This is a genomic window from Streptomyces sp. NPDC045968, assembly GCF_056430475.1.
Map to the genome: position 1 here is coordinate 95003 of NZ_JBWKLF010000005.1, position 24823 is coordinate 119825.

Consider the following 24823-nt stretch of genomic DNA (forward strand, 5'->3'; position numbering starts at 1 on the left):
GGGGCGGCCACGCCGGAGGGCAGAATCAGGCAGAACACCGCCGGCCGACCGTCACCGCAGCACCGGCAGCGGGAGCCGGCCTTGCCGAGACCGAGGAGATCAGATGGTGCACGAACGGGCCGGGAAGCCGGCACAGCCAGGAGACCTGGTGGACGTGGCACGGCTGGTGACGGCCTACTACGCCGTCCACCCCGACCCCGCCGAGGCCGGCCAGCGCGTCGCCTTCGGGACCTCGGGCCACCGGGGCAGCGCGCTGTCGGCCGGTTTCAACGAGGACCACATCGCCGCCACCACGCAGGCCATCTGCGACTACCGGGCGCGCCAGGGCACCGATGGGCCGCTCTACCTCGGCGCCGACACCCACGCGCTGTCCGAACCCGCCCGGGTCACCGCCCTGGAAGTGCTGGCCGCCAACGGCGCCACGGTCCTGATCGACGCGGACGACGGCTACACCCCGACTCCGGCCGTCTCGCACGCCATCCTGACGTACAACCGGGACCGCACCGCCGGCCTCGCCGACGGAATCGTGGTGACCCCGTCGCACAACCCTCCGGGGGACGGCGGCTTCAAGTACAACCCGCCGCACGGCGGTCCGGCGGGCTCGGACGCCACGTCATGGATTCAGGACCGAGCCAACGCCCTCATCGAGGGCGGACTGAAGGAGGTCCGCCGCGTTCCGTACGCCCGGGCGCTGGCCGCCGACACGACCGGCCGTCATGACTTCCTCACGGCGTACGTGGACGACCTGCCGGCCGTCCTCGACCTGGACGCCGTCCGCGACGCCGGTGTCCGCATCGGTGCCGACCCGCTCGGCGGCGCATCCGTCGACTACTGGGGGCGCATCGCCGAACGCCACCGCATCGACCTCACGGTGGTCAACCCGCTCGCCGACCCCACCTGGCGGTTCATGACGCTGGACTGGGACGGGAAGATCCGCATGGACTGCTCCTCCCCGTACGCCATGGCATCACTGATCGCGCAGCGCGACGCCTACACCATCGCCACCGGGAACGACGCCGACGCCGACCGGCACGGCATCGTCACCCCCGACGGCGGGCTGATGAATCCCAACCACTATCTCGCCGTCGCCATCCGCTATCTGTACTCCCACCGCGACGGCTGGCCGGCCGGTACGGGCATCGGCAAGACCCTGGTCTCCTCGTCCATGATCGACCGGGTCGCCGCCGACCTCGGCCGCCCGCTGACGGAGGTGCCGGTGGGCTTCAAGTGGTTCGTCGACGGACTCTTCGACGGCAGTCTGGGCTTCGGTGGCGAGGAGTCGGCCGGTGCCTCGTTCCTGCGCCGCGACGGCCGGGTGTGGACCACGGACAAGGACGGCATCCTGCTCGCCCTGCTGGCCTCCGAGATCACCGCCGTCACGGGGTCCACCCCCTCCCAGCACTACGACGAGCTCATCGCACGGTTCGGTGACCCCGCGTACGCCCGCGTCGACGCCCCGGCGACCCGTGAGGAGAAGGCGGTCCTGGCGGGGCTCTCCCCGGAGCAGGTCACCGCCGACACCCTGGCCGGTGAACCCATCACGGCCGTCCTCACCGAGGCCCCCGGCAACGGCTCGGCCATCGGCGGCCTCAAGGTCTGCACCGACAGCGCCTGGTTCGCCGCCCGGCCCTCCGGGACCGAGGACGTGTACAAGGTGTACGCGGAGAGCTTCCAAGGGCCGGCTCACCTGGCCGAGGTCCAGGACGAGGCCCGGGCGCTGGTCTCCGCCGCGCTGGACGCCGCGGGATGAGCCCGCGCGCCGCGGCGCCGCACGGTGCCGCGGCGCGCCGACCTCTGGGCACCACCGGCGAGCCCCCGGGCGCCGCCGCTCAGGCGCCGGGGAGGGTGGGGTGCACCTGCCGGAGAAACGTCGCGTTGTCCGGGGTGCTGCGGATCTTGGCCAGCAGCGCTTCCAGCGTCATCTGTCCGTCCCTGGTCCGAAGAGCGCGCCGCAGTCCTCGTACGGTCGCCAACTCCGCCGCGGGCAGGAGCAGTTCCTCCCGGCGGGTGCCGGAAGGGGTGATGTCGACGGCCGGGAAGACCCGCTTCTCCGCCAGCGAGCGGTCCAGTCGGAGTTCCATGTTGCCGGTGCTCTTGAGCTCTTCGAAGAAGTAGTCGTCGGCCCGGGAACCGGTCTCCACGAGGGCCGTCGCCAGGATGGTCAGCGAACCGCCCTCCTCGGCGAGCCGCGCGGCGCCGAAGAGCTGTTTGGGGCCGGTGAGCGCCGCCGCGTCGACACCGCCGCTCAGCGTCCGGCCGCCCGCGCCCGCCGCGTTGTTGTGGGCGCGGCAGAGCCGGGTGAGGGAGTCGAGGAGGATGACCACGTCCCGGCCCTGCTCGACGAGGCGCTTGGCGCGCTCCACGGCCAGTTCGGCGAGAGCGATGTGCTCCTTCGCGGGCCGGTCGAAGGTGGAGGCGTACACCTCGCCCCGTACCGATCGGCGCATGTCCGTGACCTCTTCCGGACGTTCGTCGAGGAGGACCACCATCAGATGGCATTCCGGATGGTTCGTGGCGACGGCTGCGGCGAGTTGCTGGAGAAGAACGGTCTTGCCCGTGCGGGGCGGCGCGACGATGAGGCCGCGCTGTCCCTTCCCGATCGGTGCGACCAGGTCGACGAGGCGCATCGCGGGGCCGCCGGCCGTCGTCTCCAGGCGCAGGCGCTCCCGGGGGTGCAGCGGGGTGAGGTCGCGGAAGTGCGGCCGGTTCCGCAGGGCGTGCGGGGCAAGGCCGTTGACCCGGTCCACCGCGCTCAGGGCGCGGGGCTTGTCGCAGGTGCCCTCGACCACGTCGCCTCTGCGCAGGCCGTGCCGGCGGATCAGGGAGGACGACACCTGGATGTCGCCGGGGGAGGGGTGGCCGCCGTGGGTGCGCAGTACGCCGTGTCCGCTCTGCGCGGTGTCGAGGACTCCGGCGGTGCGTACGGGCTGGTCGGGCTGGGCGACGGGGCGTTCGAGTGTGCTGGTCATGAGGGGGTCCTTTCGCGGACATGGCGAAACGAAGGTCCGGCGAACGGCGGAGGCGGTGTGATCACGCCCCGTGCGCGGGAATTGAGAGCCCGGGCCGGACGGAGGAGGAGAGAAGCTGGATCGCCGGTCGTGAAAGGACGGGCGGGACAGCGGGTGAAAGAAAGGGCACTGGCGCCCGAATAAAGGGGCGTACACACGTGCCATCAGCACTGTAGCACGGCCTGCCGGGTGCGGTGTCCTACGCGGTGAGCCGAACGGCTCGCGCCGCGGTTTTCGTGCGCCGGAGACCGGGTGTGAGGACGAGGGTGACCGCGACGGAGGCGGCCGCCATCACGGTCATGGCGGTCGCGGGCGAGGTGAGCTGCGCGATGCCGCCCGCGACCGCCGCGGCGACGCCCTGCATGGTGAACATCCCTGAGGAGTGCAGCCCGAGGGCGTGGCCCCGCAACTCGCCCGGGACCAGGGACATCAGGCGTTCCTGGAGCAGCAGATTGGCGGAGAAGCCGACCGACCCCACGGTCACGGCGACGAGCGCGACGGGGAGCGCCGGGTGCAGGACGAAGATCAGGTACGGGGCGGCCAGCAATAGCAGCAGCGGCGGGGCGCCGAATCGGTCGCGCCAGTGCTCCGGCAGGAAGCGGCCGGTCAGCGTGTCTCCTGCCAGCATGCCCACCGCGACGAAGGCGAACAGGAGCCCCGCGTGGCGTGGTGCGTAGGAGACGAAGAGGGACTCGCAGCCGACGACGAGCCCGTTGGGAACCCACAGGGCGAGGTAGATCCGGCGCCGCGGTTTCGATGCCCACAGGCGTGCGTTGGTCCGCCAGGTGTCGCTCGCGGACGGCCGGCCCTGTGCGCGCGGCGGGCGCCGCGCGAGACCGGTACGGGCGACGGCCGCGGCGACGACGAACAGGGCGGCGCCGGTGAGCAGCGCCCCGCGCGGTGTCAGGACGTTGACGAGTACGGCGCCGACGGCGTAACCGCAGATCTGCAGGCTTCCCGCGCACATGTTCAGCACCGAGCGCCCGAGCAGGTAGCCCTCCGCGGGGAGGATCTCGGCGAGCAGGCCGTAGCGCACCCCGCCTCCGACCGAGCCGAGCATGCCCTGCGCCGACAGGATCGCGAAGACCGCCCCCATCGGCAGGCCTGGCAGGGCCAGGGCGGTGGTGGCCGTGGCGAAGAAGAGCGCCAGGCCGATGGTCGCGGCCCGCGGCGGCAGACGGTCCGTCGCCGACAGCAGGAGGCTCGCGCCGATCATCTGCGCCAGCAACGGGCCGAACATGCTGAGAGCGGCGAGGAGCGGTGAGCCGGTCGCGTCGTAGACGAGCGTCCCGAGAGCCATCCTGCTCACCGTCTGGGCCGCCACATGTGCGGCGGTGGTCGAGAGCAGCGGAACGAACTCCGCGGTTCTGAAGAGCTCTTGGTAGGTACGCATGGCCGGAGTGTCGGCGGACGGCGGTACGCGAAGGTAATGTTTCGCGGGGAGGCGAAACCGTTGGGCTGGTGGGAAGTCAACGCGGACACGCTCGCGAGCAGCCGCTTCGTCGTGTCGCCCCTCTGCGAGACGACGGCGAGCCTGATGGTCCTGGAGAGGGACTCGCCCGCGCATCCGGCCGAACGCCGCTGGCTGGACAGCCACGGACCCGCCTACCGGGAACGGATGACCGCCGATCCGGTCACGGCCCTGCTGGTGCGCGTGGCCCTGGGCAGACACCGGTGGATCGCCGACTTCCTCACCCCGGTGCCGTCCCACGAGCGTGAGGCACCGGGCGACGCGGAGTTCTTCGACGAACTGGCACGCATCCGCGAGACGCCGGCCGACACCGCCCGCGCCGACCTGGAGACCGCTCATCGCGGGCCGCTGCCGGGCCCGTTGCCGGCCTCCGGGCTCCCGGACCGCATCGCCGACCTGCTGGAGTGGGTGTGGCGGGAGACCGTGGCGCCCGACTGGCCGCGGCGGCGCGGTGTCATCGAAGCCGATGTGGTCGCGCGTACGCGCCAGTTGAGCCGGGCGGGCTGGGCAGCCGCGCTGGACGACATGCATCCGGAGATGCGCTGGCTGGGCGGCAACCGGCTCCAGATCAACACCCGGGCCTTCCCGCCCCGTCAGCTCAGGGGAGCGGAGCTGCTGCTCGTGCCGGTCACCCCGCGCAGGGGATGGATCTCCATCGACCGGCCGGACCCCCATGGTGCGGTGCACCGCAACGCCGTGGTGTACCCGTGCTCGGGCACGCTCTCCGAGCCGGAGCGGCCCGCCGCTCCCGAGGCGCTTGCGCGGCTGCTCGGCGCCGGCCGGGCAGGTGTGCTGGTGCTCATGGACAGCCCGATGAGCACGACGCACCTGGTGGCGCTGACGGGTCAGGGCCTCGGCTCGGTGGGCCGCCACCTCAAGGTGCTCCTGGACGCCGGGCTGGTCGGCCGCCGCCGTGCGGGGCGGTCCGTGCTCTACTACCGCACGGATGCGGGCGACGTGCTGGTGCGGGCGCAGGGTGCCTAGTGCCGTCGCTCTGCCCCCAATCGCCGGACAGGCTCGAAAATCGCCCGTCCGGTGATTGAGGACAGAACGCGCCGACGGCCGAGTCGCGGCGGACCGTCTCAGTCGGCCTCCGGTGATGCGAGCAGCTCGCGGACCTCGTCGGCGGTGGTCTCCCGGATCTCCTCCCCGAGGAGCAGCCAGCGGGTGATGCCGACCGAGTCGAGGAACGGCAGATCATGACTGGCGATGAGAAGCGCGCCCTCGTAGGAGCCGAGCGCGCTCGTCAGCTGCCGGACGCTGGCCAGGTCCAGGTTGTTGGTCGGCTCGTCCAGCATCAGCAACTGCGGAGCAGGCGCGGCGAGCATCGTCGCCGCGAGCGCGGCACGAAAGCGTTCGCCGCCCGAGAGCGTGCCCGCCGGCTGTTCCGCGCGCGCCCCCTTGAACAGGAAGCGGGCGAGCTGCGCGCGGATGTGGTTGTCGGTGACGCCGGGAGCCATCCGGGCCACGTTCGCCGCGACGCTCAGCTCCTCGTCCAGCACATCGAGCCGCTGCGGGAGGAACCGCAGGGGGACGTACGTCCTGGCCTCACCGGACAGCGCGGTGAGCTCCCCGGTGAGGATGCGCAGCAGCGTGGTCTTGCCCGCGCCGTTGCGGCCGACCAGCGCGATGCGTTCGGGACCCTGCACGTGGAGGTTGCCCTCCCGCAGCCTGCCGTACCCGGGGCGCAGCTCGCGCACGCTCAGGACAGTGCGGCCCGCGGGGACGGCGGTGTGCGGAAGGCTCACCCGGATCTCGGCGTCGGCGCGGATCGCGTCCGCCGCCTCCTCGCGCCGCTCGCGCGCCTCGCCGAGCCGGTCCTCGTGCAGGCCGCGGAGCTTGTCGGCGGACTCCTGCGCGGACCGTTTGCGCTCGCCCGCGACGATGCGCGGAGCCCTGCGCTGGGCGTCCATCTTCTTGCTGTGCCGCTCGCGACGGGCCACCTTGACGCGGGTCTCCTCCAGTTCGCGCTTCTGCCGGCGCACATCGGCCTCGGCGGCCCGCAGCATCCGGCCGGCCGCCTCCTGCTGGGTGGCGAGGGTTTCCTCGTAGACGGACCAGCCGCCCCCGTACCAGCTCACCGAACCCGACCGCAGCTCGGCGATCCGGTCCACGCGCTCCAGCAGCTCGCGGTCGTGGCTGACCACGACCAGCACACCGGAGCGCCAGGAGCCGACGGCGTCGTAGAGCCGGCGGCGCGCGAACACGTCGAGGTTGTTGGTCGGTTCGTCGAGGAGCAGGACCTCGGGCCGCTCCAGCAGCAGCGCGGCGAGGCGCAGCAGCACGGTCTCCCCGCCCGAGAGCTCGCCCACGGTGCGGTCGAGTCCGATCCCGGCGAGGCCGAGCGAGCCCAGGGTCGCCAGAGCCCGTTCCTCGACGTCCCAGTCGTCGCCGACCGTCTCGAAGTGCTTTTCGTCGATGTCTCCGGCCTCGATGGCACGCAGCGCCGCGCGCCGCTCGGCGACGCCCAGCGCCTGGTCGACGCGGAGGGCCGTGTCGAGGGTGATGTTCTGCGGAAGGTAGGCGACGCTGCCGGTGACGCTCACCGACCCCTGGGAGGGGTGCAGCCGGCCGGCCAGCAGCCGCAGCAGGGTGGATTTGCCCGAGCCGTTGGCACCGACCAGTCCGGTGGTGCCGCGGCCGATGCCGAGGGAGAGCCCGTCGAAGACCGGCGTGCCGTCAGGCCAGCGGAACGACAGGGCGGAGCAGGTCACGGCGGCGCTGGGCGCGATGGGGTGGGTCATGTTAATTCTCGCAGTCGCAAACGCAGGGATGGGGGCGTCGTATGCGAGCACCGCGCGGCGACCGAACCGGGAAAAGACGGGGTGAGGGCCTCCAGAAAACGAGGGGACGGCCCATGCACCGAGGTCGCATCCGCGCAGGGTCACGGGCGGCAGAAAGCCGGCTACAGCGTGACGGGCGTACGGCGACTGCCGTACGGCGCGATGATCGCGAACCTCAGATGCGCAACGTCCACCTCTATCGGAGACAACAGGACCTGGCGACTGTACCTGAAGCACCGGAGTCCGCGCACGGTGATTCTCAGCGGGGCCCGGGTGCCCTCTCGCCGCCGCGGAACGCGCCGAGAATCTGTTCGGCGGCGAGCGTGGCCGTCAACTCCCCTTCGCGTACCCGCTGTTCGAGGTCCGGGGAGAGCGCCCTGACCGCGGGGTGGTTGCGCAGACTGTCCAGCAGCTCGTCGCGGACCATCGCCCATGTCCAGTCGACCTGCTGCTCCCGGCGCTTCGCCGTCAGCCGGCCGGTGGAGTCGAGCAGGGTGCGGTGCTGTTCCAGCCGCTCCCACAGGGTGTCGAGACCGCTCGACTCGCGGGCACTGCACGTGAGCACCGGGGGAGTCCACGCGGCGTCCGCCGGATGCATCAGCCGCAGTGCGCCCGCCAGCTCACGCGCCGCCGACCTGGCGTCGCGCTCGTGCGGGCCGTCGGCCTTGTTGACCGCGATGACGTCCGCCAGCTCCAGGACGCCCTTCTTGATGCCCTGGAGCTGGTCACCGGTCCGGGCGAGGGTCAGCAGCAGGAACGTGTCGACCATGTTGGCGACCGCCGTCTCCGACTGTCCGACCCCGACCGTCTCCACGAGCACGACGTCGAATCCCGCCGCCTCCATCACCACGACGGACTCGCGGGTGGCCTTCGCCACCCCGCCGAGCGTCCCCGCGCTCGGGGAGGGGCGCACGAAGGCCCGGCTGTCCACGGCCAGCCGTTCCATCCTGGTCTTGTCGCCCAGGATGGAACCGCCGGTCCTGGTGGACGACGGGTCGACGGCCAGCACCGCAACCCGGTGCCCGAGCCCCGTGAGCATGGAGCCGAGCGCGTCGATGAACGTGGACTTGCCGACGCCCGGCACCCCGCTGATGCCGATGCGCCGGGCCCGCCCCGCGTGCGGCAGCAGCCGGCTCAGCAACTGCTGGGCCAGGGCCCGGTGCGCCGGGCGGGTCGACTCGACGAGAGTGATGGCGCGCGCGATGTACGCCCGCTTCCCGTCGAGTACCCCCTCCGCGTACGTGTCGATGTCGATCGTGGGAGGCATCAGGTCAGCCGCTCACAGCTCGTGGCCGAGCGCGGCACCGAGCCGCGTGACCAGGTCGTGGGCCGCGTCCGGGATCACCGTGCCGGGCGGGAACACGGCTGTGGCCCCCGCCGTGTGCAGCGCCTCGATGTCCTGCGGCGGAATCACCCCGCCGACCACGATCATGATGTCCTCGCGGCCCTCCGCCGCCAGCTCCTCACGGAGCGCCGGTACGAGCGTGAGATGCCCGGCGGCCAGCGAGGAGACACCGACGATGTGCACGTCCGCCTCGACCGCCTGCCGTGCGACCTCGCCCGGCGTCTGGAAGAGCGGGCCGACGTCGACGTCGAAGCCCAGGTCGGCGAAGGCCGTGGCGATCACCTTCTGGCCGCGGTCGTGTCCGTCCTGGCCCATCTTCGCGACGAGAATGCGCGGACGGCGGCCCTCCGCCTCCTCGAACGCGTCGACCAGCGTGCGGGTGCGGTCCACTGCCGGGGACTCTCCTGCCTCTTTGCGGTACACCCCGGAGATCGTACGGATCTGGCCCGCGTGCCTGCCGTACACCTTCTCCAGCGCGTCCGAGATCTCACCGACCGTGGCCATCGCCCGGGCCGCGTCGACCGCCAGCGCCAGCAGGTTCCCGTCCAGACCCGGACCGGGCTCCCGTCCGGCGGCGGCCGTCAGCGCGCGCAGTGCCTCCTGGCACGCCGCCTCGTCGCGCTCCTCGCGCAGTCGCCGCAGCTTCTCGATCTGCTGGGTGCGGACGGAGGAGTTGTCGACCTTGAGCACGTCGATCTTCTCGTCGGTCTCCACCCGGTACTTGTTCACCCCGATGACCGGCTGGCGCCCGGCGTCGATCCGCGCCTGGGTACGGGCCGCGGCCTCCTCGATGCGGAGCTTCGGGATGCCGGCGTCGATGGCCTTGGCCATACCGCCCGCCGCCTCGACCTCCTCGATGTGCTGCCAGGCCCGCTGCGCCAGATCGTGCGTGAGCTTCTCCACGTACGCGCTGCCGCCCCACGGGTCGATGACCCGGCAGGTTCCCGACTCCTGCTGGAGCAGCAACTGCGTGTTACGGGCGATCCGCGCCGAGAAGTCCGTCGGCAGGGCCAGGGCCTCGTCCAGCGCGTTGGTGTGCAGCGACTGGGTGTGCCCCTGGGTGGCGGCCATCGCCTCCACGCAGGTCCTGGTGACGTTGTTGAACACGTCCTGCGCGGTCAGGGACCACCCCGAGGTCTGCGAATGGGTGCGCAGCGAGAGCGACTTGGCGTTCTTCGGCTCGAACTCCTTGACCAGCTTCGCCCACAGCAGCCGTGCCGCCCGCAACTTGGCGATCTCCATGAAGAAGTTCATGCCGATCGCCCAGAAGAACGACAGGCGCGGAGCGAACGCGTCGACGTCCAGACCCGCGTCACGTCCGGCCCGCAGATACTCCACCCCGTCGGCCAGCGTGTACGCCAGCTCCAGGTCGGCCGTCGCGCCGGCCTCCTGGATGTGGTAGCCGGAGATGGAGATCGAGTTGTACCGGGGCATCTTCTGCGAGGTGAACGCGAAGATGTCGGAGATGATCCGCATCGAGGGAGCCGGCGGGTAGATGTAGGTGTTGCGGACCATGAACTCCTTGAGGATGTCGTTCTGAATGGTCCCGGCGAGCTTCTCCGGCGGCACACCCTGTTCCTCGGCCGCCACGATGTACAGCGCCAGTACGGGCAGCACCGCACCGTTCATCGTCATCGAGACCGACATCTTGTCCAGCGGGATGCCGTCGAAGAGCTGGCGCATGTCGTAGATCGAGTCGATGGCCACGCCCGCCATGCCGACATCGCCCGTCACCCGGGGGTGATCGCTGTCGTAGCCGCGGTGGGTGGGGAGGTCGAAGGCGACCGAGAGCCCCTTCTGTCCGGCCGCGAGGTTGCGCCGGTAGAAGGCGTTGGACTCCTCGGCCGTGGAGAACCCCGCGTACTGCCGGATGGTCCACGGCTGATTGACGTACATCGTCGGATAGGGACCGCGCAGATACGGGGCGATGCCCGGGTACGTCCCGAGGAAGTCGAGACCTTCCACGTCCTCGTCCGTGTACAGCGGCTTGACCGCGATGCCCTCCGGTGTCTCCCACAGGAGACCCTCGTCGGACAGGCCGGTCGCCTCCTTCACCGCGCCGCGCCAGCGGTCGGCGGACACCTCCGGGGCGACGGCCGTGCCGAGCGGGACATCGGAGAAGTCGGGGATCGGGCTCCCCGCGGCGGTACCGGGGGCGGTCTCGGGGGTCTGCATCACGCCACTCCCATGCGGTCGAGTACGGAGGAGAGGACGGCGACAACATCGCAGCCGGCGAAGACATGACCGTCGACACCGGGGTACTCGCCGGGCCGGCCCGCGAGGAACACCTGCTCGGCACCGGCCGCCTTCAGGGCGGCGGCGACCGGGCCGGCCTGTTCGGCGTAGAGCGCGTCACTGGAGCAGAGGCAGGCGAGGGTGGCCCCACTGGCGGCGAAGGCGTCGGCGACCGTGGAGGCGTCCACCGAGACGGGCTCGTGGACGGGCTCGATGCCACCGGCCCGGAAGAGGTTGGACGCGAACGAGGCCCGCGCCGAGTGCGTCGCGGCCGGGCCCAGCGCGGCGAGGAACACCGTGGGACGGGCACCCGTGGCCACGGCGTGGGCGTCGGACCGGGTCCGCAGTGCCTCGAACGCCTCGTCCCGGCGGACCTTCGGCAGGCCGCCGCCCGAGGCGGCTCCGGCGGCGGGCGCCGGTTCGCGCTCCACCGCGGGCTCCGCCAGGTTCGGGAACTCGCTGACCCCGGTCACCGGCTCCTTGCGGCGCGCCAGATTCCTGCTGCGGGCCGCCCAGGTGGCGGCGAGCCGCTCACCGGCCATTCCGGAGCGCAGAGCGGCGGCCTGGCCACCGGCCCGCTCGATCTCCTGGAAGAACTCCCAGGCAGCGGCGGCCAGTTCGGCGGTGAGCTGCTCCACGTACCAGGAGCCGCCCGCCGGGTCGATGACCCGCGCCAGGTGCGATTCCTCCATCAGGATCGTGGAGGTGTTGCGGGCGATGCGCCGCGCGAACGCGTCGGGGAGGCCCAGCGCGTGGTCGAACGGCAGCACGGTCACGGAATCCGCCCCGCCGACGCCCGCTCCGAGACACGCCAGCGTCGTCCGCAGCATGTTCACCCAGGGGTCGCGGCGCGTCATCATGACCGACGAGGTCACCGCGTGCTGCCGCTGTGCCCCGGCGTCCACGGACCCGCACGCCTCGGCGACCCGCGCCCACAGCAGACGTGCGGCGCGCAGCTTGGCGATGGTCAGGAACTGGTCGGCGGTGGCCGCGAACCGGAACTCCAGCTGGGCGCACGCCGCTTCGACGGAGAGTCCCGCCCCGGTCAGTGCCCGCAGGCAGGCAACCCCGGTCGCCAGCGAGAAGCCGAGCTCCTCGGCGGCCGAACCGCCGGCCTCGTGGTACGGCAACGCGTCCACGGTCAGCGCCCGCAGACCGGGATACTCACGGTCGCAGACCCCCGCCCAGTGGACGGCGGCGTCGAAGTCCGGCTCCGTGCCGGTACGGGCCGCGTGGCCCAGCGGGTCCGCGCCGAGACTGCCGCGCACGGCCTCCTTCGGTACGCCCCGCTCCTCGTTGAGGCGCAGCAGCTCCCGTACGGCGGGCTCGAAATCGCCGCCCGCGTCGAGTGCGACGGGGGCCAGGTCGAGCAGCACACCGTCCAGGGCCCGGGCGAGGCCGGAGACCGGAATTCCGGCGGACCCGCCCACGGTCAGCCACAGGGACGTGGCGCCGTTCTCCAGATCGGCGAGCACGGCCTCGTTCAGGCGGGCGGGGTCCGTCAGGGTGTGGCGCTGGCGCACGTCCCAGCCGCCCGCGGTGTTCCCTTCGGCCCTGCCACCCCTGGTGAAGGGTGCGAAGCCGGGAAAGCCGGTACCGGGCGAGGCGTCGTTCGAGGTGTAGAGGGGCCGGGTGGTGAGCCCGTCCTCCAGTGCGGTGGACAGTGCTTCCTCGGCGGCCGAGCCCGTGACGTCCTTGCCCGACTTGCGGAGTACGCCTTGGACAAGGCGCTGCCACTGCTCGTGGGAAGGCTCAGGGAACTCGGCGGCCAGAGGAAGCCCGTCAGCAGGCAGGACCGTCATGCTCAGATGCTAGGCCAGCCGCTTGGGCCGCAGCGGGGGACCGGCTGTGACCTTGCCCTCCCGGGGTCGTACTTGATCCTTTACGGACCGTGGCGTATCCCGGGGCCGCCCGCGGCGCGGGGAGAGCGTGACCCGACCGCCGCGCTCGACGAGGGGAATCGGCCACACGGTGCCTAGTATGTGGATGTTTGCACTGTGTGCGACGTTGGTCATGGCCTGTGCAGTTTGTCGGGAAAGAGGCAGATGATCATGCAGACCGCCCGGGCCGTCCCGGCCACCACCGTCTTCAACCTGCGCGATCTGGGTGGCATCACCCTCGCGCGCGACCGCAGGATGCGGCAGGGCATTCTGTTGCGTTCGGGACAGCTCAGCGAGCTCGACGCCGAGCGTGACGTGGCGGTGGCCGCGCTCGGTATCCGTACGGTCGTCGACCTGCGTACCGCCGACGAGCGGCAGTGGGCCCCGGACCGGCTGCCCTCGGGTGCCCGGCTCTTCGTCGCCGATGTGCTCGGGGACAAGCCGGGCGTCGCACCCGCCAGGCTCAAAGCGCTGCTGTCCGATCCGGAGGGGGCCGAGAAGGTGCTCGGCGGTGGCAAGGCCGAGGAGCTGTTCGCGGAGACGTACCGGCAGATGGTGCTCATGCCGGGGGCCGCGGCCGCGTTCCGGGCCTTTCTGGAGACGGCGGCCGATCCCCGGGCCAGGCCTGTTCTCTTCCACTGCACGGCGGGCAAGGACCGCACGGGCTGGGCCGCCGCACTCCTCCTGCTGATCGCCGGTGCGTCGAGGGAGGCGGTACGGGCGGAGTTCCTGGCCGTCAACCCGGCCGTACGGGCCGCTTTCGCACCGTACGTACAGGGCTTCCTCGACGCCGGTGGCTCCCCGGACATCGCCTCCGCGGTCGTTGAGGTCCGCCCCCGCTATCTGGACGCGGCCCTGGACGCCGTGGACGAGCGGTGGGGTGGACTCGACGGCTACATACGGGACGGACTGCGGCTGCCGCAGCCGGTGGTGGAGCGACTGCGCGGCGAACTCGCCGTGCCCGCCTGATCTTTCCGTCGCCGCCGTGGTGCGCAAGGCGGCACATCCGGCTTGACTTGATACCCCCAGGGGGTATGTTGAATGGTGTCGGAAGCAGACCCGTCCCGTCACGCCTGGGGAGACCGCCATGAACACCGGACTGAAGATCACCGCATTCGCCGCCGCGCTCGCCGCCACGTTCGGCACCGCCTACGGCGTCGGCAAGGGCGCCGACCCCGTGTTCGACACCGCGCCCCAGCACGCCGGCCACTCCACCCAGGAGAAGCAGGGGAAGCAGGAGGAGGCCGAGGGCGACGGGCACGGTGGTCATCAGGAGGGAGCGGGGGCGGCGCGGAAGGATGAGGTCGCGGGAGGCCTGGAGATCTCCCAGGGCGGATACACGCTGGCGCTGGAAACGCCGACGATCACGGCCGGTGCCCGTAGTGAGATCCGCTTCGCCATCAAGGACGGCCACGGCGGCAACGTCACCGAATACCGCCGCGAGCACGGCAAGGAACTGCACTTCATCCTGGCCTCGCGCGACCTCACCACCTTCCGCCATCTGCACCCGGTCCGGGAGGCCGACGGCACCTGGTCGACCCCGGTCGAACTGCCCGCCGCCGGCGGTTACCGGGCCTTCGCCGACTTCACCCCCGCCGGAGAGCGCAGTACGAACCACACGCTCGGCGCCGACCTCGCCGTGGCCGGGACCTTCCGCCCCGCCGAGCTGCCGCCCGTCCGGGGCGTCGCCGAGGCCGACGGCTACCAGGTCGCACTCGACGGCGGGCTGCGCGCCGGGAAGGCGGGTGAACTCGCCCTGACGGTCAGCAGGAACGGCAGGCCCGTCACCGACCTCCAGCCCTATCTCGGCGCGTACGGACACCTGGTGGCCCTGCGCTCGGGAGACCTGGCCTACCTGCACGTCCACCCCAACGAGGGTGGCCCCGGCCCGGAGGTCTCGTTCACCGCGACGGCGCCGAGCGCCGGCACCTATCGGCTCTTCCTCGACTTCCAGCACGAGGGCAAGGTCCGCACCGCGTCGTTCACCGTCGATGTGGCCGCTGCGGGCCACTGACGGCCTGAATACCACCTCCCGGTATCGTGAAGAGGCGGGACCGAGCAGCTGTGAGCAGGAGTCGGGAATCCTGAAAGGGGTCCACGGTGACCGAGCGCAAACCGCCGGGCGTCAGTTTCGAGTCGTGGGTGGACAAGCAGATCCGGGAAGCCGAAGAGCGCGGCGACGTCTCCCAGTTGCCCGGCTTCGGGAAGCCGCTCCCCGGGCTGGAGCGACCGTACGACGACACGTGGTGGATCAAGGCGAAGATGCGGCGCGAGGGTCTCTCCGTGCTCCCGCCGACGCTGGCGCTGCGCAAGGAGGCCGAGGACGCCGTCGAGACGGTGGCCCGGGCCGGGACCGAGGCCGAGGTGCGGCGGGTCCTGACCGAGGTGAACGAGAAGATCCACAAGGCGCTCCTGATGCCGCCGGAGGGCCCGCCGCTGAACCTCAGGCCCTTCGACGTCGAGGCCGCCGTCCAGGAGTGGCGCGGGGCGCGGGACCAGGGCTGAAGGCGCACCCCGCATGCGTAATACTCGCTCCATGAGATCAACTGTTACGGAGTCGGGTGGCGGCCGGCGGGGCGGGGACGTGGCGATCAGGCGGGCGACCGCGCGGGACGCCAAGCGGCTGACCCGGCTGGTCAGGAGCTCGCGTGCGTACGAAGGGCCGTACGCGCCCATGGTCGAGGGCTACCGGGTGGGCCCCGACTACATCGAGGCCCACCAGGTGTTCGTGGCCGCGGACACCGCCACCGGCCAGGTACTGGGTTTCTACGCGCTGATCCTCTCGCCCCCCGAACTCGACCTGATGTTCGTCGGTGACGAGGCCCAGGGGCTCGGCATCGGGCGCAGGCTCATCGGCCATCTGAAGGAGGAGGCGCGGCGTGCCGGGCTGACCGGCGTACGCGTCGTCTCGCACCCGCCGGCCGAGGGTTTCTACCGCAGCATGGGGGCCGAACCGGTCGGAACGGTCCTGGCCAATCCGCCCGCCGTGATGTGGGACCGGCCCGAGCTGCGACTCGTCATCGACTGACGCTGTTCCCGGTTAGGACCAGCCGCCGTAGGGGACCGTCAGGATCTCCATCCCGTGGCCGTTCGGATCGGGGAAGTACACACCCCGTCCGCCGTCGTTGCGGTTGATCTCGCCCGGGAGCTTCTGATGCGGGTCCGCGTAGTACGGGATTCCCAGCTCCTGGATACGGGCGAAGGCCGCGTCGAACTCCGCCTCCGAAATGAGGAAGGCGTAGTGCTGCGGGGTGATCGATTCGGCGGGAATGGCCGCGAAGTCCAGAGTGATGTCGTTCGCGAGGGGGAGCGGGACGAAGGGGCCCCATTGCTCGCCGGCTTCCAGACCCAGTATGTCCGCCAGGAACTCGGCGGACTCTCGATTGTTCCGGCAGTGAACGATGGTGTGATTCAGCTTGACCGACACTGTGGAATGCCTCCAACGGGCATCTCACGGGCTACCTCCACGCCTCACCCGGCCGGTGACCGACGCGCGATGCCGTGCGAAAGATCCTAGGCGAATGATCTCGCGCCGTCGAGGGCACTAGGCGCTATGCCATGTGGTGGGTGGCCGGTTGGGTGCCACCATGGAAGGCATGGCCTTAGGGACGGAGGTACTCCGTGGTGTCGATATCGAGCGGCGACGGCGACAGCGGGCGACGGCGGAACGGTGGCCGTGAGGAGACGGAGGAGGAGCGGGCGGACCGGCGGTGGAACGATCTGCTGCAGGAACTGCGGGTCGCTCAGACCGGTGTACAGATCCTGTTCGGGTTCCTGCTCGCCGTGGTCTTCCAGCCCCGGTTCACCACGCTCTCGGACACCGACCTCACGATCTACGTCGTGACCGTGATGCTGGGATCGGCGACGGTGGCCGCGCTGATAGGGCCGGTCTCCTACCACCGGCTGCTGACCGGGCGCCGGCTGAAACCGCAGACGGTCGTCTGGGCCTCGCGGGTGACCGTCCTGGGGCTCGGGCTGCTGTTCTGCACGATGTGCTCGGCCCTGCTCCTGATCATGAGGGTGGCGCTGCACAACTCCCTGGCTCTGTGGCTCGTGGGTGCCATGGCGCTGTGGTTCTTCGTGTGCTGGTTCGTGTTCCCGCTCCGGGCGCTGGCCCGGGGCGCCGGCCTGCGGTCGCCGGACGACGACGAACCCTCCGAGCGCCCCGGTCCAAGCCGCAGACCCTAGTCCTCGGTGATGTCCGGTGTCCGGATGTCCGTGACGGTGAAGAGCCCGCCGTCGGGGTCCCGAAGGGTCGCTTCGCTGCCCTGATGGACCGGCCGTCGCTCGACCAGACCCCCGCCGTGCTCCAGCGCGGACGTCACGGTCCGCTCCACGTCCGCCACGGGGAACTGGACCTGCCAGTGCGGGCGCACCAGGGGGTCCGGAGCGGACTCGACCGCGCCGGAGCTGATCCGGGCGAGCGGCCGTCCGCCGCACCGCACGATGACCTCGTCCTTCACGTAGGCCACCTCGCAGCCGCCGGGCTTCCCGCTGGCCCAGTCCAGCACCTCGCCGTAGAAGATCGCGGCGTCGAAGGCGTTCCTCGTCCGCAGCCGGAGCCAGGCGTGGGAATGGTCGGCGGGGGCCGGGGGAGCGGTGCTGGGCTCGGTGCGCTCCCAGATGCCGAACACGGCGCCGTCCCGGTCGGACGCCAGGGCCCCGCGTCCCTTGCCGAGCGAGAGCGGGCCGACGGCGACCGTTCCGCTGCGCTCGCGGATGCGTGCGGTGGTCACGTCGGCGTCCTCGGAGGCGAAGTACGGAATCCACGCCACGGCCACCTGATAGGACGAGGCCGCCGCCACGATCCCGGCGACCGGCACCTCGCCGCGGCGCGCCACGGAGAACTCCTGGCCCAGCCGGCCCGGCCGGAACGTCCAGCCGAGCACCGCGCCGTAGAAATACTGCGCCGCGTCCAGATCGCGGGTCATCAGGTTGACCCAGCAGGGTGCGGCGGGGCCGGTCAGTGGCGCCGCCGCCCAGGTCGTGCGCGGTTCGCTTCCGGTCATGGTCCCACTGCCTTCGTCGGTTCTGCGGCATGACTTCCTCGGTGCCGCGGGGCCGGAACCAGCCTCATCGCATGCGGGCGCTCCCGCAACACGCGACACGCCCCGGGCGCGCGCCCTCCGGCGGGGCCGCGCGCCGCGGGACGGCTCAGCGGGTGTCGCGCGGCGGGTCGGTCTCGGGCGGGATCACCTCGCCGCCCCGGTCGCTGAGCTCATGCGGGTTGAGTCGGTGGCCGTCCGCCGGGAACTGGTCCGCGCCGTGCTTCCCGCTCTCCTCGATATGGGCGCGGTGGGCCGGCTTCAGTGGCTGTTCCTCGGGGCTCGGCGGCGGCGGCTCCTCGTCCCGGCGACGCTTGCCCAGCCAGAAGCCGCCGATGAGCAGGCCCACCAGGGCGATCCCGACGATCGGCAGGACGATGCCGAGTGGGCCACCGCCCTCGGCAAGGGTGGCGGCGAGGGAATTCTGCGCTCCGTTCGTTACATCCATGCTTGCCGCATACCCCGAAGGCCCACATACAGTCGGGTATCCGTGGTAATTCATGTTTTGTGACGATCTGCAAAGAAAAGCGTTTCGGTCGACTGTCTTGTTCGTGTCGCAGTCGTCCGGCCGCGGGGTGAGGCTGGAGGCGAGACTTCATGGACACGAGCCAGGTCCGACCGGAAGGAATCACGGTGAACAGCACGGCAGAGCAGGCGCCCGGACACCAGGAAAGCCGGGACGTAGTGGTAACGGTCACGGGATGTGCGACGGAGGACGCGCGCATCGTGTTCGACGTACTGCGCGGCTCCTTCGCCTCCGACCGTACGGCGGAGGACGAACCCAAGGAGGCGTCGCAGACGCGCCCGACCGTATGGTTCGCGACGGTCGATGTGACCGAGACGAGGGCCTCGGACGCGCCCCCGCCGCTCACCGCTCCGGTGCTGATGGACGTGCAGGGCGGCTACTGGGCGGTCGACCGGTTCCGTCGGCACCTCGCCGAATCGTTCGCCGTGCGGATCGTCGGAACGGCCGCGGGCGACCAGGAGGAGGAGGTACGGCTGAAGCTGGCCAACCGGTAGCCCAATCGGCGTCAGGTGCCGACCGGCCCGCCCCGGAAGCACGCAGCATCCCGGTACATCTGGTAGGAACCAGGGCAAATGCCTCAGATCCGGAAGGTGCTCGCGCATGGACCCCACCAGCCCCGGGGAGGCCGGTACCGGCCAGGTCCGGGCCGCACCCCATGACCGGTCGACCCTCACCCTGAACGTCAACGGGACCGCGCGTACGTTGACGCTCGATCACCGCACCACCGTTCTCGACGCACTCCGCCAGCACCTCGGTCTCACCGGTGCCAAGAAGGGCTGCGACCACGGCCAGTGCGGTGCCTGCACCGTGATCGTCGACGGGCGGCGGCTCAACAGCTGTCTCCTGTTCGCCGTGGCCCACGACGGCGCCCACGTCACCACCGTCGAGGGGCTGGCCGACGGTGACCGCCTGCACCCCGTCCAGCAGGCGTTCCTGGAACGCGACGCCCTCCAGTGCGGCTACTGCACCCCGGGGCAGATCTGCTCGGCCGTCGCCATGCTCGGCGAAGCGGCCGACGGTTTCCCCTCCCATGCCACCTCCCACGACTCACCGGCCGTCCCGCGCGACGGTGCCGCCACTCCGTCGGCCGTCCTCGACCGGGACGAGATCCGGGAACGGATGAGCGGCAACCTCTGCCGCTGCGGCGCCTACCCCCATATCGTCGAGGCCATCCAGGACGTGGCGCCGTGAAACCGTTCGCCTATCTGCGCCCCGCCTCGGTGGCGGAGGCCGTCCGCGCGGGTGCGGGCCATCCCGGGTCCCGTTTCCTCGGCGGCGGCACCAACCTCGTCGACCTGATGAAACTCGGCGTCGAGACACCCGATCTGCTGATCGACGTCAGCCGGCTGCCCCTGGACCAGGTGACCCGTACCCCCGAAGGCGGCGTACGCATCGGCGCGACGGTACGCAACAGCGACCTCGCCGCGCACCCCGCCGTACGCACCCGCTACCCGGCGCTGTCGCAGGCGCTGCTCGCCGGAGCGTCCGGGCAGCTGCGGAACGCCGCCACCACGGCCGGCAACCTGCTCCAGCGGACCCGCTGCCCGTACTTTCAGGACATTTCCAAGCCGTGCAACAAGCGGACGCCCGGCGCCGGGTGTCCGGCCCGGGAGAGTTCCTGCCGCGACCTCGCCGTCCTCGGCTACACCGACCAGTGCGTCGCCGTCGGTCCCTCGGACATGGCCGTCGCGCTCACCGCGCTCGACGCCACGGTCACGCTGCACGGTCCCGAAGGCGAACGCACCGTACCCGTCACCGACTTCCACCGGCTGCCGGGCGAGAACCCCGACCAGGACACCGCGATCCGGCCGGGCGAGCTGATCACCGGGGTGGCGCTGCCGCCCGGCCCGGACAACGCCGTCTCCCTCTACCGCAAGGCCCGCGACCGCGCCTCGTACGCCTTCGCCCTGGTCTCCGTCGCCGCTGTGCTGGACGTGCGCGACGGCCGGATCAGCCATGTCGCGCTCGCCTTCGGCGGCCTGGCCCACCAGGCGTGGCGCGCCCGCGCGGCCGAGGAGGTGCTGCGAGGCGCCCCGCCCACGCACGACACCTTCGTACGGGCGGTGCACGCCGAACTCGACGCGGCACGGCCCCTGCGCGGCAACGCCTTCAAGGTGGACCTCGCCCGCAATCTGGCCGTCGGCGCGCTCACCGAGCTCACCGCACGAGCCGCATCGACCGGCACACCCCGCACCTGAGGAACCGAGGACTCCCGTATGAGCCACGCCGACCAGTCCACGGGCGCGCCCGTCGTCCGCCGCGAGGGCCGGGACAAGGTCACCGGCGCCGCGCGCTACGCCGTGGAGCACGCCCCGCCCGGCTGTCTGCGGGCGTGGCCCGTCCCGGCCACGATCGCCCGCGGGCGGGTCACCGCGATCCGGACCGCCGACGCCCTCGCCGTCCCGGGCGTGCGCACCGTCCTCACCCACGACAACGCACCGCGCCTGGAGGAGCCGGACGATCCGATCCTGGCGGTCCTCCAGAACGACCGTGTCCCGCACCGCGGGTGGCCCGTCGCGCTCGTGGTCGCCGACACGCTCGAAGCCGCCCGTGCGGGGGCGCGGGCGGTGCGGGTCGAGTACGAGACCGGTGAGCACGACGTCGTGCTCACCGAGGACCATCCGGGGCTCCACACGCCCGAGGAGGCGAACGGCGGATACCCCGCCGTCCGCGAACGCGGGGACTTCGACCGGGCGTACGCCGCCGCGCCGGTCCGTGTCGACGCCACCTACACCCTGGAAGCCCTCCACAACCACCCCATGGAGCCGCACGCCTCCACCGCGCACTGGGCCGACGGCCGTCTGACCGTCCACGACTCCAGTCAGGGAGCCACCACCGTCCGTGACAGCCTCGCCCAGGCGTTCAAGCTCCGGCCCGAGCAGATCACCGTCGTCTCCGAGCACGTCGGCGGAGGATTCGGCTCCAAGGGCACCCCGCGCCCCCAGGTCGTGCTGGCCGTCATGGCCGCACAGCACACCGGGCAGCCGGTCGAACTCGCCATGCCCCGGCAGCAGTTGGCCGCCGTCGTGGGCCACCGCGCGCCCACCGTGCAGCGCGTACGCCTCGGCGCCGACGACGACGGTGTGATCACCGCGCTCGCCCACGAGATCGTCACGCACACCTCGACCATCAAGGAGTTCGTCGAGCAGGCCGCCGTGCCCGCGCGCGTCATGTACACCTCTCCCCACAGCCGCACCACGCACCGGGTGGCCGCCCTCGACGTGCCCAGCCCGTCCTGGATGCGCGCACCCGGCGAGGCGTCGGGGATGTACGCCCTGGAGTCGGCGATGGACGAACTCGCCTGCGCCCTCGGCGTCGACCCCGTCGAGCTCCGCCTGCGCAACGATCCGGCGACCGAGCCGGACAGCGGGCGCCCGTTCAGCAGCCGCGGCCTCGCGGCCTGTCTGCGGGACGGGGCCGAACGGTTCGGCTGGAACGCGCGCGACCGGCGGCCCGCGGTCCGGCAGGAGGGGGCGCTGCTGATCGGCACCGGCGTGGCCTCGTCGACGTACCCCGTACTCGTCAGCCCCTCCAGTGCGTCGGCCCACGCGTCGCCCGACGGTTCCTACCGCATCCGGACCAACGCCACGGACATCGGGACCGGAGCCCGTACCGTCCTCGCCCAGATCGCCGCGTCGGCGCTGGACACCCCCGTCGAGAACGTGACCGTCGAGATCGGCAGCAGCGACCTCCCCAGCGCCCCGCTGGCCGGGGGCTCCTCCGGCACGGCCTCCTGGGGATGGGCCGTGCACAAGGCCGCCACGGCCCTGGCCGGCCGGCTCGGCGAGCACACCGGGCCGCTCCCTGAGGACGGGATCACCGTCACCGCCGACACCGACCAGGAGACGGCGCAGGAGCCTCCGTACGCACGGCACGCGTTCGGGGCGCAGTTCGCCGAGGTCGCGGTCGACTCCCTCACCGGGGAGGTGCGCGTCCGGCGCCTGCTCGGCGTCTTCGCCGCCGGCCGCATCCTCAACGCCCGCACCGCACGCTCCCAGTTCATCGGCGGCATGGTCATGGGCCTGGGCATGGCTCTGACCGAGGGCAGCACGATGGACCCGGTCTTCGGTGACTTCGTCGAGAGCGACCTGGCCTCCTACCATGTGCCGGTCTGCGCCGACGTTCCCGAAATCAGTGCCCACTGGATCGAGGAGGACGATCCCCACCTCAACCCCATGGGCAGCAAGGGCATCGGGGAGATCGGCATCGTCGGTACCGCCGCCGCCATCGGGAACGCCGTGCGCCACGCGACCGGTGCCCGGCTGCGTGACCTGCCGCTCACCCCGGACAAGCTGCTGCCGTATCTGCCGTGAACGCGCCCGTTCGGCCCCGCTCCGGGATGAGCCTGGCAGCCCTGACGTGCTGAAATCGTCTATTTGTTGCGATATCGGCCCCTCCGGGTCACCCTAATGAGTGACCCAGAAGTGATGGCAGCTCACGCTTCGTGTTCGGGGGTCGTTCGTTCAACGGGGTGAAGCATGTGGGCCTCGCGGTGAGGAGCCTCGACGATGACCGTTCCACTCGACCGGCACTATCAGGTCGAACTGCACGTATCGGCAGAGCGCGTTTCCCAGCTGCGGCGCATCGTCGCCGCGCACCTTCGTCACTGGAGTCTTGAACGGCACGTCCGGCCCGTGTGCCGGGCTGCCGAGGAGCTTCTGACGAACGTCCACCGGCATGTCGGCGACGACAACAAGGCCGTCGTCGAACTCCGCTGGACCGGCCGCCACCTCACGGTGTCCGTGGCCGACAACGGGAGCGAGATGCCGAAGCTGCTCAGCGGTGGTGGCGGCGGCCTCAGCCGCGTCATGGCCCTCAGCGACAGCTGGGGCACCTGCCGGACCGCGGAGGGCAAGGTGGTCTGGTTCACCCGCTACGCCCAGGCGCCGCGGAGCACGGAACTGCTGCCGCACCCGCCGGTGCCGGGTGTGCGCGAAGCGCGGGAACTGCCGGTACCCGTCCTGGTATGACGGCGCAGTCGGTAACGACCCGGCCGGCGCGGACCGTGTGCACATCGCACGCATGATCCGCGTCGGCCGGGTACGTGTCTGCCGGGGGGCGCGTTTGCGCGGGGGAGCGCGGCGCGGCACGGTCGAAGTACGCACGCTAGGAGGCCACTGCCATGCCCATCGCGACGGTCAACCCCGCGAACGGCGAGACACTTAAGTCATTCGACGCGCTGGGGCCGGAGGAGATCGAGCGACGGCTCGCCACCGCCGACAGCGCGTTCCGCGAGTACCGCACCACCGGCTTCGACGAGCGCGCCCGGCTGTTGAAGCGCGCCGCCGACCTCCTGGAGGAGGATCAGGAGTCCATCGCCCGCACCATGACCACCGAAATGGGCAAGCCGGTCAAGGCCGCCCGTGCCGAGGCGGCCAAGTGCGCGAAGGCGATGCGCTGGTACGCGGCCAACGCCGAACGGCTGCTCGCCGACGAACACCCCGGCGAGGCCGATGTGAGCGACTCCGGCGCGTCCAGGGCCTACGTCCGCTACCGCCCGCTCGGTGTCGTCCTCGCCGTCATGCCGTGGAACTTCCCGCTGTGGCAGGTCGTGCGCTTCGCGGCACCCGCCCTCATGGCGGGCAACGTCGGCCTGCTCAAACACGCGTCGAACGTCCCGCAGACCGCCCTCTACCTGGAGGACCTGTTCCGCAGGGCCGGATTCCCCGAAGGCTGCTTCCAGACCCTGCTCGTGGGATCGGGGGCGATCGAGGCGATCCTGCGGGACCCCCGGGTCGCCGCCGCCACGCTCACCGGCAGCGAACACGCCGGCCGCTCCGTCGCGTCGATCGCGGGCGACGAGGTGAAGAAGACGGTCATGGAGCTGGGTGGCAGCGATCCGTACGTGGTGCTGCCCTCCGCGGACATCGAGAAGGCGGCGGCGACCGCGGTCACCGCCCGGGTGCAGAACAACGGGCAGTCCTGCATCGCCGCCAAGCGGTTCATCGTCCACACCGACGTGTACGACGCGTTCGCCGAGCGCTTCACCGAGGGCATGCGCGCGCTGACCGTCGGGGACCCGGCACTGGAGAGCACCGACATCGGACCGCTCGCCAGCGAACAGGGCCGCACCGACCTGGAGGAACTCGTCGACGACGCGGTGGGGCGGGGAGCCACCGCGCTGTGCGGCGGAGCGCGGCCCGAGGGGCTGGGCGGCGGTCTGGACGGCGGGTGGTTCTACACCCCGACCGTCCTGTCCGGCATCACGCCCGAGATGCGCATCCACCGCGAGGAGACCTTCGGCCCGGTGGCCACGCTCTACCGTGCGGCCGACCTGGACGAGGCCGTGGCACTCGCCAACGACACGCCGTTCGGGCTGAGTTCCAACGTATGGACACAGGACACCGGGGAAATGGACCGCTGTGTCCGCGATCTCGAAGCGGGCGGCGTCTTCTTCAACGGGATGACGGCCTCGCACCCCGCGCTGCCGTTCGGAGGAGTGAAACGCTCCGGCTACGGGCGCGAGCTCTCGGGCCACGGCATCCGCGAGTTCTGCAACGCCACCACCGTCTGGTACGGCGCCTGACGGG

The 24823-nt window shown here is 71.4% G+C and carries 22 protein-coding genes; 13 read left to right on the forward strand and 9 right to left on the reverse strand.

From position 1 onward, the window contains the following. The first annotated feature begins 103 nt into the window (after positions 1-103). On the forward strand, positions 104-1750 hold the full coding sequence (gene pgm, locus AC07FA_RS16200) for a phosphoglucomutase (alpha-D-glucose-1,6-bisphosphate-dependent) (protein WP_479076075.1): 1647 nt from the start codon (positions 104-106) through the stop codon (positions 1748-1750). A 79-nt stretch (positions 1751-1829) separates the two neighbouring features. On the opposite strand, the gene rho is transcribed toward pgm, so the two are convergent. Then, positions 1830-2969: a transcription termination factor Rho gene (gene rho / locus AC07FA_RS16205; protein ID WP_479076077.1), complete on the reverse strand. Its 1140-nt coding sequence runs from the start codon at positions 2967-2969 to the stop codon at positions 1830-1832. A gap of 238 nt (positions 2970-3207) precedes the next feature. Beyond that, positions 3208-4401: an MFS transporter gene (locus AC07FA_RS16210; RefSeq protein ID WP_479076078.1), complete on the reverse strand. Its 1194-nt coding sequence runs from the start codon at positions 4399-4401 to the stop codon at positions 3208-3210. A 60-nt stretch (positions 4402-4461) separates the two neighbouring features. Here AC07FA_RS16210 and AC07FA_RS16215 point away from each other — a divergent pair, with 60 nt between their 5' ends. Further along, complete coding sequence (locus AC07FA_RS16215) at positions 4462-5463, forward strand: ArsR/SmtB family transcription factor (protein WP_479076079.1); 1002 nt, start codon at positions 4462-4464, stop codon at positions 5461-5463. Between the two features lie 98 nt (positions 5464-5561). On the opposite strand, the gene AC07FA_RS16220 is transcribed toward AC07FA_RS16215, so the two are convergent. From AC07FA_RS16220 to mutA, 4 genes are all read right to left on the reverse strand, one after another. Beyond that, positions 5562-7223: an ABC-F family ATP-binding cassette domain-containing protein gene (locus AC07FA_RS16220; RefSeq protein WP_479076081.1), complete on the reverse strand. Its 1662-nt coding sequence runs from the start codon at positions 7221-7223 to the stop codon at positions 5562-5564. A gap of 298 nt (positions 7224-7521) precedes the next feature. After that, entirely contained in the window at positions 7522-8529 is a 1008-nt protein-coding gene (gene meaB, locus AC07FA_RS16225) for a methylmalonyl Co-A mutase-associated GTPase MeaB (RefSeq protein WP_479076083.1), read from the reverse strand. Positions 8530-8541: 12 nt separating this feature from the next. Further along, positions 8542-10782: a methylmalonyl-CoA mutase gene (gene scpA, locus AC07FA_RS16230; protein ID WP_479076084.1), complete on the reverse strand. Its 2241-nt coding sequence runs from the start codon at positions 10780-10782 to the stop codon at positions 8542-8544. Further along, a complete protein-coding gene (mutA, locus tag AC07FA_RS16235) occupies positions 10782-12644 on the reverse strand; it encodes a methylmalonyl-CoA mutase small subunit (protein ID WP_479076085.1) in 1863 nt (620 codons plus the stop codon). Before mutA ends, scpA begins: the two co-directional genes overlap by 1 nt. Before the next feature lie 249 nt (positions 12645-12893). On the opposite strand from mutA, the gene AC07FA_RS16240 reads away from it, so the two are divergent. From AC07FA_RS16240 to AC07FA_RS16255, 4 genes are all read left to right on the forward strand, one after another. Next, complete coding sequence (locus tag AC07FA_RS16240; RefSeq protein WP_479076589.1) at positions 12894-13691, forward strand: tyrosine-protein phosphatase; 798 nt, start codon at positions 12894-12896, stop codon at positions 13689-13691. Between the two features lie 118 nt (positions 13692-13809). Further along, positions 13810-14736 carry a hypothetical protein gene (locus AC07FA_RS16245; protein ID WP_479076086.1) on the forward strand — a complete coding sequence of 309 codons (927 nt, stop codon included), beginning with the start codon at positions 13810-13812 and terminating at the stop codon, positions 14734-14736. Positions 14737-14822: 86 nt separating this feature from the next. Beyond that, on the forward strand, positions 14823-15227 hold the full coding sequence (locus AC07FA_RS16250) for a DnaJ family domain-containing protein (RefSeq protein WP_479076087.1): 405 nt from the start codon (positions 14823-14825) through the stop codon (positions 15225-15227). A 31-nt stretch (positions 15228-15258) separates the two neighbouring features. Then, positions 15259-15750: a GNAT family N-acetyltransferase gene (locus AC07FA_RS16255; protein WP_479076089.1), complete on the forward strand. Its 492-nt coding sequence runs from the start codon at positions 15259-15261 to the stop codon at positions 15748-15750. A gap of 12 nt (positions 15751-15762) precedes the next feature. Here the strand turns inward: AC07FA_RS16255 and AC07FA_RS16260 are convergent, their stop codons facing one another. Continuing rightward, a complete protein-coding gene (locus AC07FA_RS16260) occupies positions 15763-16149 on the reverse strand; it encodes a VOC family protein (protein WP_479076090.1) in 387 nt (128 codons plus the stop codon). 194 nt (positions 16150-16343) lie between these two features. On the opposite strand from AC07FA_RS16260, the gene AC07FA_RS16265 reads away from it, so the two are divergent. After that, complete coding sequence (locus tag AC07FA_RS16265; RefSeq protein ID WP_479076091.1) at positions 16344-16910, forward strand: DUF6328 family protein; 567 nt, start codon at positions 16344-16346, stop codon at positions 16908-16910. Here the strand turns inward: AC07FA_RS16265 and AC07FA_RS16270 are convergent. Both AC07FA_RS16270 and AC07FA_RS16275 read right to left on the reverse strand, forming a co-directional pair. Further along, the gene (locus AC07FA_RS16270) at positions 16907-17731 is read right to left on the reverse strand and encodes a VOC family protein (RefSeq protein WP_479076093.1); all 825 of its coding nucleotides are present in this window, start codon (positions 17729-17731) and stop codon (positions 16907-16909) included. The two genes, AC07FA_RS16265 and AC07FA_RS16270, sit on opposite strands and share 4 nt — an antisense overlap. Positions 17732-17876: 145 nt before the next feature. After that, positions 17877-18215 (reverse strand): DUF6479 family protein, encoded by a 339-nt coding sequence (locus AC07FA_RS16275; RefSeq protein ID WP_479076095.1) that lies wholly within the window; start codon positions 18213-18215, stop codon positions 17877-17879. Positions 18216-18400: 185 nt separating this feature from the next. Between AC07FA_RS16275 and AC07FA_RS16280 the strand changes: the two genes are divergently transcribed. The 6 genes from AC07FA_RS16280 to AC07FA_RS16305 all read left to right on the forward strand — a co-directional run bounded on the left by AC07FA_RS16280 (position 18401) and on the right by AC07FA_RS16305 (position 24819). Further along, complete coding sequence (locus AC07FA_RS16280; RefSeq protein ID WP_479076097.1) at positions 18401-18787, forward strand: hypothetical protein; 387 nt, start codon at positions 18401-18403, stop codon at positions 18785-18787. Between the two features lie 106 nt (positions 18788-18893). Continuing rightward, complete coding sequence (locus tag AC07FA_RS16285) at positions 18894-19484, forward strand: 2Fe-2S iron-sulfur cluster-binding protein (RefSeq protein ID WP_479076098.1); 591 nt, start codon at positions 18894-18896, stop codon at positions 19482-19484. Further along, entirely contained in the window at positions 19481-20491 is a 1011-nt protein-coding gene (locus AC07FA_RS16290; protein WP_479076100.1) for an FAD binding domain-containing protein, read from the forward strand. Before AC07FA_RS16285 ends, AC07FA_RS16290 begins: the two co-directional genes overlap by 4 nt. Positions 20492-20509: 18 nt before the next feature. After that, a complete protein-coding gene (locus AC07FA_RS16295; RefSeq protein WP_479076101.1) occupies positions 20510-22606 on the forward strand; it encodes a xanthine dehydrogenase family protein molybdopterin-binding subunit in 2097 nt (698 codons plus the stop codon). Between the two features lie 195 nt (positions 22607-22801). Beyond that, the gene (locus AC07FA_RS16300; RefSeq protein ID WP_479076102.1) at positions 22802-23263 is read left to right on the forward strand and encodes an ATP-binding protein; all 462 of its coding nucleotides are present in this window, start codon (positions 22802-22804) and stop codon (positions 23261-23263) included. Between the two features lie 152 nt (positions 23264-23415). Beyond that, complete coding sequence (locus AC07FA_RS16305) at positions 23416-24819, forward strand: NADP-dependent succinic semialdehyde dehydrogenase (RefSeq protein WP_479076103.1); 1404 nt, start codon at positions 23416-23418, stop codon at positions 24817-24819. Positions 24820-24823 lie beyond the last annotated feature (4 nt).

Bases quoted from the DNA above. Each gene is read 5' to 3' on its own strand.
- AC07FA_RS16270 (WP_479076093.1), bottom strand. From the start codon at position 17,731: ATGACCGGAAGCGAACCGCGCACGACCTGGGCGGCGGCGCCACTGACC.
- rho (WP_479076077.1), bottom strand. From the start codon at position 2,969: ATGACCAGCACACTCGAACGCCCCGTCGCCCAGCCCGACCAGCCCGTA.
- scpA (WP_479076084.1), bottom strand. From the start codon at position 10,782: ATGCAGACCCCCGAGACCGCCCCCGGTACCGCCGCGGGGAGCCCGATC.
- AC07FA_RS16240 (WP_479076589.1), top strand. From the start codon at position 12,894: ATGCAGACCGCCCGGGCCGTCCCGGCCACCACCGTCTTCAACCTGCGC.
- meaB (WP_479076083.1), bottom strand. From the start codon at position 8,529: ATGCCTCCCACGATCGACATCGACACGTACGCGGAGGGGGTACTCGAC.
- AC07FA_RS16220 (WP_479076081.1), bottom strand. From the start codon at position 7,223: ATGACCCACCCCATCGCGCCCAGCGCCGCCGTGACCTGCTCCGCCCTG.
- AC07FA_RS16275 (WP_479076095.1), bottom strand. From the start codon at position 18,215: ATGGATGTAACGAACGGAGCGCAGAATTCCCTCGCCGCCACCCTTGCC.
- AC07FA_RS16300 (WP_479076102.1), top strand. From the start codon at position 22,802: ATGACCGTTCCACTCGACCGGCACTATCAGGTCGAACTGCACGTATCG.
- mutA (WP_479076085.1), bottom strand. From the start codon at position 12,644: ATGACGGTCCTGCCTGCTGACGGGCTTCCTCTGGCCGCCGAGTTCCCT.
- AC07FA_RS16245 (WP_479076086.1), top strand. From the start codon at position 13,810: ATGAACACCGGACTGAAGATCACCGCATTCGCCGCCGCGCTCGCCGCC.
- pgm (WP_479076075.1), top strand. From the start codon at position 104: ATGGTGCACGAACGGGCCGGGAAGCCGGCACAGCCAGGAGACCTGGTG.
- AC07FA_RS16210 (WP_479076078.1), bottom strand. From the start codon at position 4,401: ATGCGTACCTACCAAGAGCTCTTCAGAACCGCGGAGTTCGTTCCGCTG.
- AC07FA_RS16295 (WP_479076101.1), top strand. From the start codon at position 20,510: ATGAGCCACGCCGACCAGTCCACGGGCGCGCCCGTCGTCCGCCGCGAG.
- AC07FA_RS16285 (WP_479076098.1), top strand. From the start codon at position 18,894: ATGGACCCCACCAGCCCCGGGGAGGCCGGTACCGGCCAGGTCCGGGCC.
- AC07FA_RS16255 (WP_479076089.1), top strand. From the start codon at position 15,259: ATGAGATCAACTGTTACGGAGTCGGGTGGCGGCCGGCGGGGCGGGGAC.
- AC07FA_RS16305 (WP_479076103.1), top strand. From the start codon at position 23,416: ATGCCCATCGCGACGGTCAACCCCGCGAACGGCGAGACACTTAAGTCA.